The 13856-nt window shown below is 68.0% G+C and carries 13 protein-coding genes and 5 pseudogenes; 9 read left to right on the top strand and 9 right to left on the bottom strand.

Translation table 11 applies throughout. The annotated features are described in order from the left end of the window. Positions 1 to 377 precede the first annotated feature (377 nt). The 3 genes and pseudogenes from GA0115234_RS23065 to GA0115234_RS43585 form a co-directional block, all read left to right on the top strand. A pseudogene (locus tag GA0115234_RS23065) lies at positions 378 to 982 on the top strand (IS6 family transposase). A 290-nt stretch (positions 983 to 1272) separates the two neighbouring features. Continuing rightward, on the top strand, positions 1273 to 1716 hold the full coding sequence (locus tag GA0115234_RS23060) for a glutaminase (protein ID WP_093544733.1): 444 nt from the start codon (positions 1273 to 1275) through the stop codon (positions 1714 to 1716). 152 nt (positions 1717 to 1868) lie between these two features. Further along, positions 1869 to 2078 (top strand): annotated as a pseudogene (locus GA0115234_RS43585) (hypothetical protein); the annotation flags it as partial. Between the two features lie 371 nt (positions 2079 to 2449). Here the strand turns inward: GA0115234_RS43585 and GA0115234_RS41865 are convergent. Then, complete coding sequence (locus tag GA0115234_RS41865; protein ID WP_141718454.1) at positions 2450 to 2734, bottom strand: IS3 family transposase; 285 nt, start codon at positions 2732 to 2734, stop codon at positions 2450 to 2452. Between the two features lie 18 nt (positions 2735 to 2752). On the opposite strand from GA0115234_RS41865, the pseudogene GA0115234_RS23045 reads away from it, so the two are divergent. Continuing rightward, a pseudogene (locus GA0115234_RS23045) lies at positions 2753 to 3106 on the top strand (transposase family protein); the annotation flags it as partial. 115 nt (positions 3107 to 3221) lie between these two features. Here GA0115234_RS23045 and GA0115234_RS43580 read toward each other — a convergent pair. The 4 genes and pseudogenes from GA0115234_RS43580 to GA0115234_RS44400 form a co-directional block, all read right to left on the bottom strand. Continuing rightward, the gene (locus tag GA0115234_RS43580; RefSeq protein WP_343335952.1) at positions 3222 to 3932 is read right to left on the bottom strand and encodes a group II intron maturase-specific domain-containing protein; all 711 of its coding nucleotides are present in this window, start codon (positions 3930 to 3932) and stop codon (positions 3222 to 3224) included. Continuing rightward, complete coding sequence (locus tag GA0115234_RS43575; RefSeq protein ID WP_256088775.1) at positions 3908 to 4207, bottom strand: hypothetical protein; 300 nt, start codon at positions 4205 to 4207, stop codon at positions 3908 to 3910. The genes GA0115234_RS43580 and GA0115234_RS43575 overlap by 25 nt, the downstream gene beginning before the upstream one ends. 502 nt (positions 4208 to 4709) lie before the next feature. Continuing rightward, entirely contained in the window at positions 4710 to 5126 is a 417-nt protein-coding gene (locus GA0115234_RS23035; RefSeq protein ID WP_093544730.1) for a hypothetical protein, read from the bottom strand. 211 nt (positions 5127 to 5337) lie between these two features. Next, positions 5338 to 5934, bottom strand: a pseudogene (locus GA0115234_RS44400) (tyrosine-type recombinase/integrase); the annotation flags it as partial. A 557-nt stretch (positions 5935 to 6491) separates the two neighbouring features. Between GA0115234_RS44400 and GA0115234_RS23025 the strand changes: the two are divergent. The 3 genes from GA0115234_RS23025 (at position 6492) to GA0115234_RS42400 (ending at position 7496) form a co-directional block, all read left to right on the top strand. Then, positions 6492 to 6839 carry a hypothetical protein gene (locus GA0115234_RS23025; RefSeq protein WP_237541613.1) on the top strand — a complete coding sequence of 116 codons (348 nt, stop codon included), beginning with the start codon at positions 6492 to 6494 and terminating at the stop codon, positions 6837 to 6839. Continuing rightward, positions 6836 to 7231: a hypothetical protein gene (locus GA0115234_RS23020; protein WP_093544727.1), complete on the top strand. Its 396-nt coding sequence runs from the start codon at positions 6836 to 6838 to the stop codon at positions 7229 to 7231. The genes GA0115234_RS23025 and GA0115234_RS23020 overlap by 4 nt, the downstream gene beginning before the upstream one ends. 88 nt (positions 7232 to 7319) lie before the next feature. Next, on the top strand, positions 7320 to 7496 hold the full coding sequence (locus GA0115234_RS42400) for a hypothetical protein (protein WP_161275643.1): 177 nt from the start codon (positions 7320 to 7322) through the stop codon (positions 7494 to 7496). A gap of 58 nt (positions 7497 to 7554) precedes the next feature. Here GA0115234_RS42400 and GA0115234_RS23015 read toward each other — a convergent pair whose 3' ends face one another. Further along, entirely contained in the window at positions 7555 to 8523 is a 969-nt protein-coding gene (locus GA0115234_RS23015) for an SDR family NAD(P)-dependent oxidoreductase (RefSeq protein ID WP_093544724.1), read from the bottom strand. A 63-nt stretch (positions 8524 to 8586) separates the two neighbouring features. Between GA0115234_RS23015 and GA0115234_RS23010 the strand changes: the two genes are divergently transcribed. Both GA0115234_RS23010 and GA0115234_RS23005 read left to right on the top strand, forming a co-directional pair. After that, a complete protein-coding gene (locus GA0115234_RS23010) occupies positions 8587 to 9159 on the top strand; it encodes a TetR/AcrR family transcriptional regulator (protein ID WP_093544721.1) in 573 nt (190 codons plus the stop codon). Positions 9160 to 9523: 364 nt separating this feature from the next. Next, positions 9524 to 9805 (top strand): annotated as a pseudogene (locus GA0115234_RS23005) (hypothetical protein); the annotation flags it as partial. A gap of 414 nt (positions 9806 to 10219) precedes the next feature. Here the strand turns inward: GA0115234_RS23005 and GA0115234_RS22995 are convergent. The 3 genes from GA0115234_RS22995 to GA0115234_RS22985 are packed head-to-tail and all read right to left on the bottom strand — an operon-like array spanning position 10220 to position 13856. Next, positions 10220 to 11704 (bottom strand): AMP-binding protein, encoded by a 1485-nt coding sequence (locus GA0115234_RS22995; RefSeq protein ID WP_093544712.1) that lies wholly within the window; start codon positions 11702 to 11704, stop codon positions 10220 to 10222. Beyond that, a complete protein-coding gene (locus GA0115234_RS22990) occupies positions 11701 to 12927 on the bottom strand; it encodes a thiolase family protein (RefSeq protein ID WP_093544710.1) in 1227 nt (408 codons plus the stop codon). Before GA0115234_RS22990 ends, GA0115234_RS22995 begins: the two co-directional genes overlap by 4 nt. Next, complete coding sequence (locus GA0115234_RS22985) at positions 12924 to 13856, bottom strand: fumarylacetoacetate hydrolase family protein (protein ID WP_093544707.1); 933 nt, start codon at positions 13854 to 13856, stop codon at positions 12924 to 12926. Before GA0115234_RS22985 ends, GA0115234_RS22990 begins: the two co-directional genes overlap by 4 nt.

The raw sequence follows: 13856 nt of genomic DNA, 5'->3' as shown, positions 1-13856 counted from the left end.
TGCCTACGGGTTAGGGGAGGGACACCCGGTGCTGTTCTCGTCCTGCAGACCGCGTGGCTCGCGCTGAACTGGATGCTCGGCCTCGGACTGGACGCACGGGCAGCGCAAGGCCACCGAGGCGGGGTTCCGGACGCGCGGCCCCCTGCTGGTAGGAGAGGCACCCGAAGGCGGGCTTCGGTATATGGGCAGCGTCGGAACCGGGTGGAGCGACACCGAAGGTGCTGTCACGTTGACTGAGCGGGTGGGATGATCTTCGGGTTGATCATGGTGGAGGGGGAGTCGTCCGTGGCGAGCGCGTCGCCGTCGTACAGGGGTACCCGGTCGAGGTGATCTCCCACTGCGTGTGGCTGCACTTCCGCCGTGAGTTCGAGGAGCTGATGCTCGAGCGCGGCGTGATCGTCTCCTACGAGACCATCCGCCGCTGGTGCCTGAAGTTCGGTCAGCAGTACGCCAATTCGCTGCGCCGCCGCCAGCCCGGCCTGGTGACAAGTGGTACCTGGACGAGATCTTCGTCAAGATCAACGGCGAGCAGAAGTACCTCTGGCGGGCTGTCGACCAGGACGGCATGGTGCTGGACATCCTCGTACAGAACCGGCGGGACAAGACCACGGCCAGGCGATTCTTCCGTCGTCTGGTGAAGACGACCCGTACGGTGCCGCAGGTGGTCGTCACGGACGAGCTCCGCTCCTACGGCGCCGCCCACCGCGAGGTCATGCCCTCGGTCGACCACCGCTCGCACAAGGGGCTGAACAACCGGGCGGAGAACAGCCACCAGCCCACCCGGCAGCGTGAACGTGCGATGAAAGGCTTCCGCTCCGCCGGCGGGGCGCAGCGGTTCCTGTCCGCGTTCAGCGGTATCTCACCGCACTTCCGGCCCCGCCGCCACCTCATGACCGCCCCCGACTACCGCACCGAGATACAGCACCGCTTCACCACCTGGGAGCAAGTCACCGGCACCGCAGGTCTGTCCACCACGGCCTGAGCACAGGCCTCACCATGCCCCGACACACCATCAGACACCCACACACCCAACAACGTGACAACGCCTTCGCGAGCGATCAGGGCATTCGTAAGAACAGTGGGCTCATCGGATTGGCGCCGAGAACAACTTGGGGTTGTACAGTACGATCCTGGACAGTTTGACCTTCACCTTGACGAGCTTCAACTGACAGTCATGGAGGCTAGGAGCGATTTGATGCCATCATCAGCGCCGATTATTCAGCTTGTTACCGCTGATCCCGTGTCAAACGCGATCATCCAAGGGAGGCCGCAATGACGCGGCTTGCTGGGTTGCTCGATAAGGCGCGCGCGGATCTTGAAGAGTCGCCGAAGAATGCGCTCGGTGAAGAACGGGACTCGCGCTGGCGCGGGCGGCGCATTGTCCGGGTCGGTTCGGCTTGGCATCTAGGTGTCCTCCTGCTGACTGAGGACGCTGTCTTTGCCACTGCGGACGTGCTCAAGGTCGTCCAACCTGACAGGCGCGGCCAAATATCGGAGGTCGCACAGCAGCGGGCAGAGCTCATTCGTCGCTGTCTTCTCGGAGGATTCCGCGTGGGAGAGATCGTCCATGTCGGCTGGGAGGCTATCGACCTTGATGAGGGTGGTGGTCCACTGAAGATGCACGATGGCGTTCCGTTCGTGCAATTGAGCAGCACAGGAAGGTCCCTTCCTGCGGAATCATATCTCGCCGAGCAAGTTGCGATCCTGCGGCAGTAGTGGGTACTCAGCCATCCTGAAGTCAACGCTCCGTCCATTTGTGCTCAGCGGGCGCACCTAACTTGATCTTTAACGTCGGAGGTCGAACGACTCGTCGTACTTGATCACTCGGAATGGTAACTGCCATGCGTGCAGGTGGCCTTCGGCCGAGCATGTGCTCCGGCCAAGGAACACACAGCACTCAGAACGATGGCCGTGCGCATGCGTTGTTCGAGCTGGCGGACGCCGTTTTGTGTGCGGACGGTCCGATCCGGTCGCTGGTGGGCGAGCATCGTCGCGGGCACGGTGGGCTCTACGACGCACTGGCCGCGGGCCAGGTCGATGTCGGCAGGCTGCGGCGGGCCCTGGCCGCGGTGTCTTTACAACCGACACCCTGCATGGCTCTGCTGCCTCGCTGGGGCTGATCGAGGGGGTGAGCGACGCGCTCACCGGCGTGATGAAGCTGGTCGGCGGTCCACTTGCCAATGACCCGCGCAGGCGGAGCCGTATGGTCACCGGCGGCTACGTGGGTACGGCTGTGACGACTGGGGCCATCGGTCCGGCCACGGCAGTGTGGCAGGTGGGTGTCCTGCGGGCCCTGGCGTGGGCGTCGCGGGGGGCTGCGGGGTCCGGCGAAGGACTCCCTGCTCGCGTCGCTTGTCACACCCCGTGCGTACGGGCGGGCGTACGGTCTGGAGCGTGCCGGGGACAACCTCGGGGCTGAAGCTTCCCCGTGATCTTGGACACTCGATGCCTATGCTGCGAGGTCGTGTTGGTGTCGTTGCCGGGTTTCGGCCGGGGTGAGGTAGCCGAAGACCTTGTGCTTGCGCAGGCGGCGGCGGTTATAGAAGGTCTCGATGAAGTCGAAGCCCTCAGCGCGGGCGGTGGCCCGGTCGGGCCAGATGCGGGTGCCGATCTCTTCTTTGAGCAGGGCCCAGAAACTGAGCCGTTTCCAAGCTGGCCTCGCCGACCGCGAGTTGGACGGTCCTGCGCAAGGGCGAAGCTCCTGGTAGACGGGTTCTCGACCAAGATCACCCACGTTCGTCAGGAGCTTCGTGTGCTTGCCTATCCGTCCTCGATCGGTCTGTCCAGCCGCACTCGGTGGTTCCTGACGGGGCAACTGGCCGTGAGGAGGCAGGAGATCGGGACGCGGTGGCGACGTCTCTCCGCTGCACGCCAGGCCCTGCTCGCCCTGGCTCGTCTGCGGTGCGGTGACACCTATGCCCAGCTCGCCGCCGGGTTCGGCATCGGAATCGCAACCGTCTTCCGCTACATACGGGAAGCCGTCGAGGTCCTGTCCGCCCTCGCCCCGTCCCTGACCGAGGCGATGAGGACGATCCGGGCGAAGGCGTTCGTCATCCTCGACGGCACCCTGCTGCCGGTCGACCGCGTCGCCGCCGACACCCCGTACTGTTGAGTCGGCACGGAGCGCGGTGCCGGTGTTGCCATCGGTCCGTTTCTCCGTGCCGCTCGCCGAACCCGGCGTGCGGCTCTCACCGCACCGGGCTCTCCACGGTCTCTGCCGTTCAAGCGTGGTTGAGTGTCCAGGGGTTGGGGATCGTGTTGCCCCGATAGCGATAGCGGGTGACCGCGATCGAGACCATGGGGAACAGTTCGATCCCGTCCGCCGAGAGCTTGTGCCACCGGCCGTTGCGGTCAGTGAAGCGTCGGCGTACGTCCTTCCACCTCCAGCGGTGCAGCACCATCCACCAGTTGGTCACCCGTCGCCATACGAAGTGGTCCAGGGTTTTCAGCGTGGTCTTGCATACCGCGTGCTTGAAGTAGTTGACCCAGCCGCGCAGAATCTGGTTGATCCTCTTCAGCACGGTCCCCGGGTCCTGCTGCGACGTTCTGTTCGTCAGGGCACGGACCTTGTCCTTCAGCTGCCGGATGGGCCTCTCGGCGATGAAGGTGTAGACGTACCACTTGTTCGAACCCCGCTTGCGGCGCCACTGGATGTGGAACCCAAGGAAGTCGAACCCGTCCGACATGTGCACGATCTGGGTTTTGGCCGGTGACAGCCGCAGCCCGAGAGGGTGCAGAACGTCGGCGATGTCCTCGCGCAGGCGGGCGACATCGTCGCGACAGCCGTCGACCAGGACGACGAAGTCGTCCGTGTAGCGGACGATGCGCCAGTTCGGGCGGCCGTGATGACGGTGGTGTGCCCGTCTGCCTCTGGTGGACATCCGCCCGCCTGGCTTCCATGGCTCCATCACCTGCTCGTCGAGCACGGACAGAGCGATGTTCGCCAGGAGCGGGGAGAGGATGCCGCCCTGCGGGGTGCCGTGAAGGTCTCCTCGCGGCTGCCGCCCTCGGTGAGGACACCGGCCTCGAGGAACGCCTTGACCAGCCGCAGCACGCGCTTGTCCTTGACCCTCGCGCGCACTCGGTCCATCAGGGCCGTGTGGTCGATAGAGTCGAAGCACGCCTCGATGTCTGCGTCCCGCACCCAGCGATAGCCGTTAGTGCCGTAGCGATGGATCTCGGCGATCGCGTCGTGTGCGCGCCGCATGGGCCTGAATCCGTAGGAGACCGGCAGAAAATCGGCCTCGAATATCGGCTCCAGCACCAGCTGAGAGCTGCCTGGACCACCCGGTCGGAGACGGTCGGGATGTCGAGCTTGCGCACCTTCCCGCTCACGCCGGGCTTGGGGATCTTGCGTTCGCGTACCGGCAGCGGGCGGAATTCACCCGTCTTCAGTACGTGGCGCAGGTCCTCCAGGTAGCCGGGAGGACGAGTTCCCGCTCGACGTTGACGACGGTGAGGGCGTCGACGCCCGGGGTTCGGGCTCCCTTGTTGCTCGCGACCCGACAGATCGTCGAACCTGCGGCCGCCTCCGGCCACCGCCCAACGGTGAAGCTTGGCCTGCATCCCCGATACCCGCTGATGAGACCCCAACGGGGCCTCGGGAGCACCGCTGTTCAGCGGCGCGTCTTTCGGCATTGCAGCCTCCTTCCCTTCTCGAAACCGCTGCCGCCCTTCCCCATGCGCCGGGCTCTCCCCGGCTCGGAGTACTACGGCAGCTCCGCCACGCCGCACGGCTCCAGCACCAGCTTCGGCCTCACACGCGGATCGACGACGAACTCCTCGATCGATCCGATGCCGAGGCGGTACTTCTGCTCCATGTGACTGAGGCAGACCGGGGTGTCGTACGACCTCCAGACCCGAGCGCAGCCAGGCACCGTGCAGGACCCGTCCGTGCCCGTGAGGATCCGCACCGCGGTGGCCAGGAATTCTTCCAGAGGCTCCCCGCCGGCCAGCCACCGCTTCCGGAAGGTGGAACACAACGGAGCCCCGCCGGCGATGTGCGCGGGCGAGACGCAGTTCCGCACGACGCAGGACCGGTAGCCGATCAGAGGGTGATCGGGCGACGGCCGCGCGATCCGCAGCTCCTCGTCCCAGCCCAGCCCCGCCAGGAAATCGGGACGCACCAGCGAGAACAGGCGCTCGGCCTGCGCCGGATCCCGTCCGCTGTCCGCAGGCGGTGCCAGCGCGCTCTCCGTTCACCGACGCGCCTCCTCGATGAGCGAGCCCACGCGCTCGACCGCGGCCCGAAGCCCGCTGCGGCGAGGGTGGAGATACCTGGGTGCTGATCACCGAGGCGTGGCCCAGGAGCTTCTGCACCTCGTCAATGGCTCCGCCGGCCTCGACCACATTGGTGGCGAAGGCGTGCCGCGAAGCGTGCGGATGGGCGACCCGCTCCAGCCTGGCCCGCGCCGACAGCCGCACGAGCAACTCGTTGACCGCGCCCGGCTTCATCGGCGCACCGACCGGTGGCCTGGCCAGGTTCACCAGCACCACGTCGCCCAGTACCGCCTCCGCACACCTCGCACGCTCGACCGCGTACTGGTCGAACGCCTGCACCAGCAGGAAGTCCACCGACACCGCCCGTGACCGCCGCGACTTCGCCCACGCACCCGAGCCGTTGTCCCTGCGCACCACGTGCAGGTGCGAACCCGGCACCGAGCACCCCAGATACCTGGCATCGACGAGGAAGTGGATGTCCTCGCGACGCAGCCCCGCCGCTTCCCCACGGCGTAGCCCGGCCCGCGCCATGAGCAGCACGATCAGCCGATCACGTGCTGTCCGGCAGGCCCGTAACAGGGCCAGAACCTCCTCGTCGCTGACGCGGTCAACCGGCTCGTCCGGCACCGCCGCCCGGTGCCGGGCCCTGGCGTAGTAGCCGGGCCCGACCGCCTCACCCCGAACCTCGACAGGAAGGTCACGATGATCAGCCATCTCGTAGAGCATGCCCAGCACCGCCGTCGGGGCGTTTCCCACGGCCACCTGGTGCTGTACCGCGGCCAAGACCGTGTTAACCCGACGCGGGCCCCGCACCGGCTGGCATCCCGGACCGGCCACGACCGTGCCGCCGTCCAACCGGGCATGCCGAAGCCAGAGCATGAACGATCCGAGTCGGCCAGCGCACTCCCGCCAGTCCCGGCCAGAGTGACCACACCAGGTCAGGAACAACTTCATCGCGCCCGCGTACGTTGAGGTCGTGGTCTCGGCCTGGTCCCGGCCGAACCGCACGTGCCGCAGGAACTCGTCCACCTCGGCGACCGGGACCAGCTCGTCCTCGTTCAGCACCGTCCAGTACCGGTCCCCCGAAGGCACCGTACCAAGAAGGGCCGCAGCCGCAGCTGCCTGTTCTCCATCACGGCCGCATCTCAGCAACAACTGCGACGTCCGCGACACCGGTTCGGGAACTGTCGGGCACCGGTTCACCGCCCGGAGTGACACGACAGTGCACGACACCTACTGGAACCCAAGGGAATGTCGCGTCCTACACCGCCGTGCAACTCGCCTACACCCTCGCCGTCACCCGCACACTCGTATACCGCGTCCCCGCCAGCGCCCTGCTGACGGGCGCCGCGATCAACGCGATCACCCACGCAATCCTGGACAGGCGCGAACCGCTGCTCCGGCTCGCGAACAAGGCAGGCAAGAGCGGCTGCATCAAGCACGCCACCGTCGTCCGCAAGGCCGGCGGTGAGGGCACCGAGTACCCCAAGGCCGTCCAGGACGCCTCCGGCCCCGGGACCGCGCTGATGGAGCTGGACGAGGCGGCCCACCGTGCGATCGGCGTGGCCGCCGCCCTGGTCACCACCTGGGTCACCCTGCGCAAGGGCGGCCGCCGATGAGGTTCCGCGAGCACAGCGTCAAGGATGGCTGGAGCGACTGGCAGCTCGCCTGTCTGGCCGTGGACATCCGCGGCATGACCCGCTACGGCGGCACCTTCAAGGCCGAAGTGGAACCACGGCTGAGGAAAGAGTTCACCGCCGAGGAGCTCCTGCGTGCCGACGCCTACCTTGCCGCGAGTGTCCCGGACACCGGCCGCCTGACCACGATCGAGAACCGCCTCGATCCCGCTGCGGACAACGACACCAGGTGGCTGACCGAGCAACTCAGGATCGCCTGGGAACGGCTGGATGAGCTGCGGAACCGGATCCACGGCGCCGGCGGCCTCATGGACAGCGGCTACGTCGCCAGCGCCATCGGATACGTCAGCAACACCCGCGAGGGCGACGCCTGAAGACTCCTTCTTCCCGCCAGGGCGCGAACACCGAACATCACGGCCCCGGCCACCAGGCCGGGGCCGCCCGCTTGCGCCGGAAGGACTCATGATCATCCTAAACCTCACCGCCGGCACCCTGTGCACGCTGATCGGAACGCCGGGCTGCGGCAAGTCCGATTTCGCCGCCCGCTACCCCGACAGCTGGCGGGTGTGCCTGGACACCTACCGCCACCTCGCCACCGACGATTTCTCTGTCAAGTCCAGCGTGTTGAGGAACGGCTGACCGGGGCCTCTGATCTATCGAGCTCGGCAACGGCGAGAATCTGCGCGACGTCGAGAGATCAGGCGTGAAGCAGGTCGGTCGAGACAGTCCAGAGGCGCTTGGCGATGGCGGGATCGAGCGCCCATTCCTTGACACCATGCGAGTGCTGCGCGAGGTCGGCGTCGTCCGGCACGGTGTAGGCCTCTTGTGCATCGTCGAGGTAGTGGCCTCCGGAGTGAGCGAACTCGGGGGCGACGGCCGCGACGATGCTGGTTGCGGCCCCCTGCTCGACCGTCTTATAGGTGAAGACTCCGGCGGCCTCGGCCGCGGCGAGCGACTCCTTCTGTTCTGTTGTGAAGTTCCGCTGCAGTCCTGTCGCGATACCGCCGGGGTTCACCGCATTGGCGACGATGCCGTCGGACGCCCAGAGACGGGTCGCCTCGACGGCGAAGAGAGAGTTCGCCGTCTTCGACTGGGCGTAGGCGATCTGCGGGTCGTAGCTGCGACGCTCGAAGTGGAGGTCGTCGAAGTTGACGCCGGAACGCATGTGCGCCGTCGAACTGACCGAGACGATCCGTGCTCCATCGCGGTCGGCCGCTCCCAGAGCCAGGGCGTCATGAAGGCCGCTGGCCAGGGCGAAGTGGCCAAGATGGTTTGTCGCGAATTGCAGTTCCCAGCCTTCATGCGTCCGTTCGAGGCCACCGGTGACCACGCCAGCGTTGTTGATCAGCAGGTGAAGCGGGCCGCGCCACGCGTCGACGAATCGTGTGACGGAGCTCCTATCGGCAAGGTCGAGCCGGACGACTCGGGGACGGATCCCTTCGGTCGACTTCTCGATCGTCTCAGCGACGGCGTCACCCGCAGTCGTGTTCCGGACAGCGAGCGTCACTTCCGCCCCGGCAGCGGCCAACACACGAGCTGTCTCGATCCCGAGTCCGGAAGAAGCTCCCGTCACGATCGCGCGGACGCCGGCGAGATCGACGCCTCGCAGCACCTCGTCCGCCGTGCTGGAGGCAGCGAAGGGCGTGGAGATGAGTGCGTGAGTCATGGCACCGACTATACGTACTAGACTTGATTTGTATAGTCCGGCTCTCGCTCGTATGCTCGTTCCATGAGTAGTCCCGATATCGGCCACCCGCCGTCGACAGTCGCCGATACCGATCGCCGGACCCTGGTTCTGGACTCCGCGATGGTCACGTTCGCGCGATTCGGTTACCGGAAGACCTCGATGGAGGAAGTGGCGCGGGCTGCGGACATCTCCCGGCCCGGGCTCTACTTTCTCTTCTCCTCGAAGGAGACTCTGTTCCGTGCCGCGGTCACCCAGGCCCTGGAGCGGGACATCACAGCGGTCGAACACGTCCTGGCCGAGACCGAATGCCCCCTTCCAGAGCGCCTCGTTGAAGCGTTCGACCAGTGGGCAGGCCGCTACATCGGCCCGCTGACGCGCGACGTCGCGGCGGTCATCGAGGACAACCCCGGCCTCCTCGGAGAGATCGTCGAAACCACACCGCGACGTTTCGAGGAATTGATCACAGACGCAATCGCCGTCGAGTCAGGACAGGACGCGGCCCCCCTGGTCGCACAGACGATGATCAGCGCATCGATCGGCCTCAAGCATCAAGCCGCATCACGGGAGTTCTACCTCGACCGGCTGAAGGTCGCTATCGATCTCCTGGTGCGCTAAAAGCGCTCCCGGTCTCCCGTAGGACCGGCGGTCGCGGGCGGCGACGGGCCGGCCGCCCGTCGAGGCCGAGCTTGGCAGCGCACGCAAGGCCTCGTGGAAGCAGTCGTTCGGTGTGTGCGGCCTTGGTTTCGTGACCGCACGATCATCGGCCCCGCCAGGCGTCTGGCGTGGCCGCAGTGAGTGGAGCACCCGGGCAGAGGCTGTTCCTCACCGCTCGAATTCGGCTTCGGGTTGCCTGCCCTCTGGACGGGGAGCCTGCGGTTGACGCTGAGAAGGCAGCGAGCGGAGCGCGGCCGTACGGTCTGCCAGCTGCTGGTGCAGGAGTTGGTTCTCGGCTGTTGCTTGGTGCAGGGCGCCGACGAGGGCTTCGACGTCGATCGCCGACTCCACCAACCTGCAGACTCACGTCAGGGCCGGGCTGGTGGCCCACGCCCGCTACTGGCAGCGCACCCCCGTGGCGGTCCTGTTCGACGTGCCGCTCAGCGTCGTGGAGGCACAGAACGCCGGCCGCGACCGGGTCGTACCCTTGCACGTCGTACGTGAGCTGCACCAGCTGCTGCCCACCGCCGTCCAGCTGCACGACGAAGGGTCCACCACGGTCCACCTGGCCTCCGACCTCACCACCACAACCAACAGCGCCCGATGACCGCTCCGGGGACCGGCACCCGCGACAACCTCGACCCCGACGCGGAATGCCTGTGCGACTCCCTCTGTTCAAACAGACTCTCGGCTGGGCCTGCCCAAGGATCCGCGCCCCGGAAGCGGACGACCGGTGGACCTGGCTCATCCTCGCCGCCTACGCCCAACTCAGTCTCGCCCGCCCGTTGGCAGCCGATCTCCGAAGGCCATGGGAGAAACCGAGCGTGAGGCCGACGCGGGAGCACGCGCCAGGGTGCGCTCGGCGCCGGCCGTGTGTCATCTCCCGCCCGTTGGCAGCCGATCTCCGAAGGCCATGGGAGAAACCGAGCGTGAGGCCGACGCGGGAGCACGCGCCAGGGTGCGCTCGGCGCCGGCCGTGTGTCATCTGAGGAAGTGAGGGGGTTGCGCGCCCGAGCCCTGTTCAGGGCTGGTTGCGGAGTTTCTTCTTGTCGATCTTGCCAAGGGCGGTGAGGGGCAGCGAATCGGCGAGATGGAGCAGTTTCGGGGCCCAGAGTGCGCCCTTGCGGGCGCGGACGTGGTCCGTCAGATCGGCTGGGGTGGCCTGCTGTCCGGGGCGCAGGACCACGGTGGCGGTGACGGCTTCGCCCCAGTGCGGGTCGGGGGTGCCGTAGACGGCGCTGGCGGCGACGGCCGGGTGTGTCGCGAGGGCGTCCTCGACCTCGCGCGGGTAGACGTTGAATCCGCCGGTGATGATGGTGTCCTTGATCCGGTCGATGATTGTGATCAGGCCGGTGTCGTCCTGGCGGGCGACATCGCCGGTGTGCAGCCAGCCTCCGTCGAGCGCGATTGCGGTCTGTTCGGGCTTGTTCCAGTAGCCGTCCATCACGAGCGGTCCTCGGACGCACAGCTCGCCGGGCTCGCCTGCCGGTACGTGCCGGCCGTGCAGGTCGAGCAGGGCGATCTCCACGCCGGGCATCGGCCGGCCGCAGCTGCCCAGGACGTGCGGGTCGTCGCGGTGCTGGGCCGGGTCCAGGACGGTCAGGGCATTGGGGGCCTCGGCCTGGCCGTAGTGCTGGCTGAGCACGGGGCCGAGGAGCCGGTGTGCCTGGGCGAGCCGGGTGGGGTCGGCGGGTGCGGCGCCGTAGAGGACCCAGTTCAGCCCCGACATGTCGGCTGCGAGGAGGCGGGGGTGGTCGAGCAGGGCGTACAGCATCGTGGGAACGACGAACGTGGCGCTCACGCCGTCGCGTTCGATCGCGTCGATGACGTGGTCCGGGTCGAAGGAGGGGTGGAGCTCGAAGCCGGCGCCGTGGAGCAGGCCGGGGGCGACGAGGAGCCCGGCGGCGTGCGACATGGGGGTGGTGATCAGGAAGTGGGTGTCCGGTGGCCAGGCCCAGGTGGAGCAGGCCCAGGCGTTGGCGAGCAGTGAGCGGTCGCGCAGCATCACGCCCTTGGGTTCGCCGGTCGTGCCGCCGGTGTAGAAGAGGTAGAGCGCGGGGCCGCGCGGGTCGTTCGGACCAGGGGGTGTGTCTGCGGCGATGCGGTCGAGTTCGGCGAGGGAGATCGCCTTGGTGCCGTCGGGGCGGGCGCGGGCGGCGAAGCGGGTGTCGTCCACGACCAGACAGTCGGACGCGCTGTCGCGCAGGACGGTCCGGTCCGTGTCCGCGGTGGCCAGCGGATGCAGGGCGGTGTAGCGCAGTCCGGCCAGGCAGGCGGCGGCCATGACGGTGAACGCCTGCGGGTTCGGGCCGCACAGCAGGGCGAGCCCGTTGCCGGGCATGAGGCCCAGTCGTCCGAACGCGGCCGCGGTGCGTTCGATCCGTTCCGCAGTCTCACTGTAGGTCCAGGTGTGCTTTGTCCCGTCGTCGCCGGTGAAGCGGAAGGCGGTGCGCTCGGGCCGCCGGCGCAGCGCCGACAGGATCAGGTCCGCGTAGCCGGGCGTCATCGGGTCCTCCCCAGGATGGTCACGGCAGCCACCGCCTCCTCGATTCCGTAGAGGCCGCCGCCGTTCTCGGCGATGGCGATCCGCGCGTCGGGGACCTGGCGCTCGCCCGCCCGGCCGCGCAGCTGCGTGACCAGTTCGAAGACCTGCGCCAGTCCGGTGGCGGAAACCGGGTGGCCGCGCGATTGGAGTCCTCCGGACGGGTTCACCGGAACGGTGCCACCGAGCGCGCCGGCGCCCGATGCCGACCACGGGCCGCCGTCGCCGATCGGACAGAATCCCAGGTTCTCCACCTGCTGAATCTCGCCGAAGGCAGTGGCGTCATGGACCTCCGCCACGTCGACGTCCTGCGGACCGACGCCGGCCTTCTCGTAGGCGGCGAGCGCGGCCCGGCGGCCGATGTGCCGCCCGGCGTCGTTCGCCGCCCGGTCGGTGCCCGACAGCAGGACACTGCTCAGTACCGCCACGGCCGACTCGTCACGGGTGAAGTCGGCGCGCGTCACGACGACGGCGGCGGCCCCGTCGCTGACCGGTGAGCACATCGGCACCGTCAGCGGCCACGCCACCCGCCGAGCCGCCAGGATCTCCTGCGCGGTGAACGCCCGACGGAAGTGGGCCCGGGGGTTGTGGACGGAGTGGGCGTGGTTCTTCGCCGAGACCGCGGCCAGGTGGGCTTCGGTGGTTCCGAAGCGCTGCATGTGGGCGCGGGCCAGGGAGGCATAGATCTCCGTGAACACCGACCGGTCGCCATCCGCGGACAATTCGGGCGGCAGAGGTTCGGTCAGGGCGGCGAGCGCGGCCAGGGTCTCCTCGCGGTGGGCGATGTCCATGGCCCCGTCGAACACCGCCAGCCCCTGGGCGGGATCGGCGCAGACGAGTTTGTCCACGCCGAGGGCCAGGGCGACGTCCGACAGGCCCGCCCGTACGTGGGCGATCGCCAGCCACAGGGCCGTGGCGCCGCCCGCGCAGGCGTTCTCCACATTCACTACGGGTACCCCGGCGAACCCGTGCGGGCGCAGGGCGACCTGGCCGGGGATCATGTGCTGGCCGTCGATCGCCTTCTGGCTGACCGTGGCGTGGAAGACTGCGCCGACGTCGGCCGGGGTGAGTCCGGCGTCGCGCAGTGCCTCGTGTGCGGCCTGGCCGACGAGGTCGCCGGCACTGCGGTCGAGGTGGCGGCCGAAGGGGGTGGCGCCGACGCCGAGGATGAGTGCTTCGCGGTTCATGACACCACCCGGTTGCGCAGCACGCCGAGGTCGGAGACTTCGAGTTCCACGGTGTCGCCCGGTTCCAGGTAGCGGCCGTGCTCCAGCCCGCAGCCGGTGGGCACGGTGCCCGAGCACAGAACCTCTCCGGCATGCAGCCGGGTCGACTGGGAGGCGAAGGCGATCATGTCGGCGAAGGTGTGGTGCATGTCGGCGGACGTGCCCCGGCTGACCTCCTCGCCGTTGATGCGGGCGGTCATCGTGAGCCGGTACGGGTCGCCGAGCTCATCGGCGGTGACGATCCACGGGCCCAGGACGTTCGAGTCGGTGAAGTCCTTGCTCTTGCTCAGGCCCAGCCCGGTGGCGATCTCCTCCAACTGGGTGTCGCGGGCGCTGAAGTCGTTGAAGATCGTGTAGCCGAAGATGTACGACGGAGCGTCCGCTGCGGGGATGTCCGTGCCGTCGCGGCCCAGCACGCAGGCGAATTCCAGCTCGTAGTCCCGCACGGAGGAGTACGCGGGCCAGTGGATGTCGCTGTCGTGGCCGGTCACGGAGAGCCGGTTGGTCACGTAGTACAGAGGGCGTTCGAGCATGATGGCGGGCAGTTCGACCTGGTCGGCCGGGATGCCCTGGATCCGGGAGCGGGCGTTGCGGAAGTGATCCATGAAACTGCCGAAGTCCCGGATCTGTACGGGCCTGGGCAACGGGGAGAGCCAGCGCAACTCGGATGCGGCGATGACCGCTTCGGGCGGAGCCTGTGCGGCGAGCCGCTCCAGGGTCTGCCGCACGGGTTCGCCGCCGTCGATGATCGTCTGCATGGTGGTCAGCGCTGGGGCGTGCTCGCCGGTCACCAGGCGGTGGGCGCGGTCGAGCAGCAGCAGGCGCTCGCCCTGGTCGAGTACGAGCGCGGTCCGCTCGGCGCGGTCGTACTCCACGGTTGCGAGTTTCAT

Origin of the sequence: Streptomyces sp. DvalAA-43, from assembly GCF_900091725.1 — a bacterium.
GTDB classification, from domain to species: domain Bacteria; phylum Actinomycetota; class Actinomycetes; order Streptomycetales; family Streptomycetaceae; genus Streptomyces; species Streptomyces pulveraceus.
The sequence above is the reverse complement of the archived record's forward strand: the minus strand, read 5'-3'. Positions and strand labels throughout refer to the sequence as shown.

What these genes read in the sequence shown, in the direction of transcription:
- GA0115234_RS23060 (WP_093544733.1), top strand. Translation starts at nt 1,273, where the DNA reads ATGACGCGGCTTGCTGGGTTGCTCGATAAGGCGCGCGCGGATCTTGAA.
- GA0115234_RS43575 (WP_256088775.1), bottom strand. Translation starts at nt 4,207, where the DNA reads ATGCGGCGCGCACACGACGCGATCGCCGAGATCCATCGCTACGGCACT.
- GA0115234_RS23020 (WP_093544727.1), top strand. Translation starts at nt 6,836, where the DNA reads ATGAGGTTCCGCGAGCACAGCGTCAAGGATGGCTGGAGCGACTGGCAG.
- GA0115234_RS42400 (WP_161275643.1), top strand. Translation starts at nt 7,320, where the DNA reads ATGATCATCCTAAACCTCACCGCCGGCACCCTGTGCACGCTGATCGGA.
- GA0115234_RS23015 (WP_093544724.1), bottom strand. Translation starts at nt 8,523, where the DNA reads ATGACTCACGCACTCATCTCCACGCCCTTCGCTGCCTCCAGCACGGCG.
- GA0115234_RS23010 (WP_093544721.1), top strand. Translation starts at nt 8,587, where the DNA reads ATGAGTAGTCCCGATATCGGCCACCCGCCGTCGACAGTCGCCGATACC.
- GA0115234_RS22995 (WP_093544712.1), bottom strand. Translation starts at nt 11,704, where the DNA reads ATGACGCCCGGCTACGCGGACCTGATCCTGTCGGCGCTGCGCCGGCGG.
- GA0115234_RS22990 (WP_093544710.1), bottom strand. Translation starts at nt 12,927, where the DNA reads ATGAACCGCGAAGCACTCATCCTCGGCGTCGGCGCCACCCCCTTCGGC.
- GA0115234_RS22985 (WP_093544707.1), bottom strand. Translation starts at nt 13,856, where the DNA reads ATGAAACTCGCAACCGTGGAGTACGACCGCGCCGAGCGGACCGCGCTC.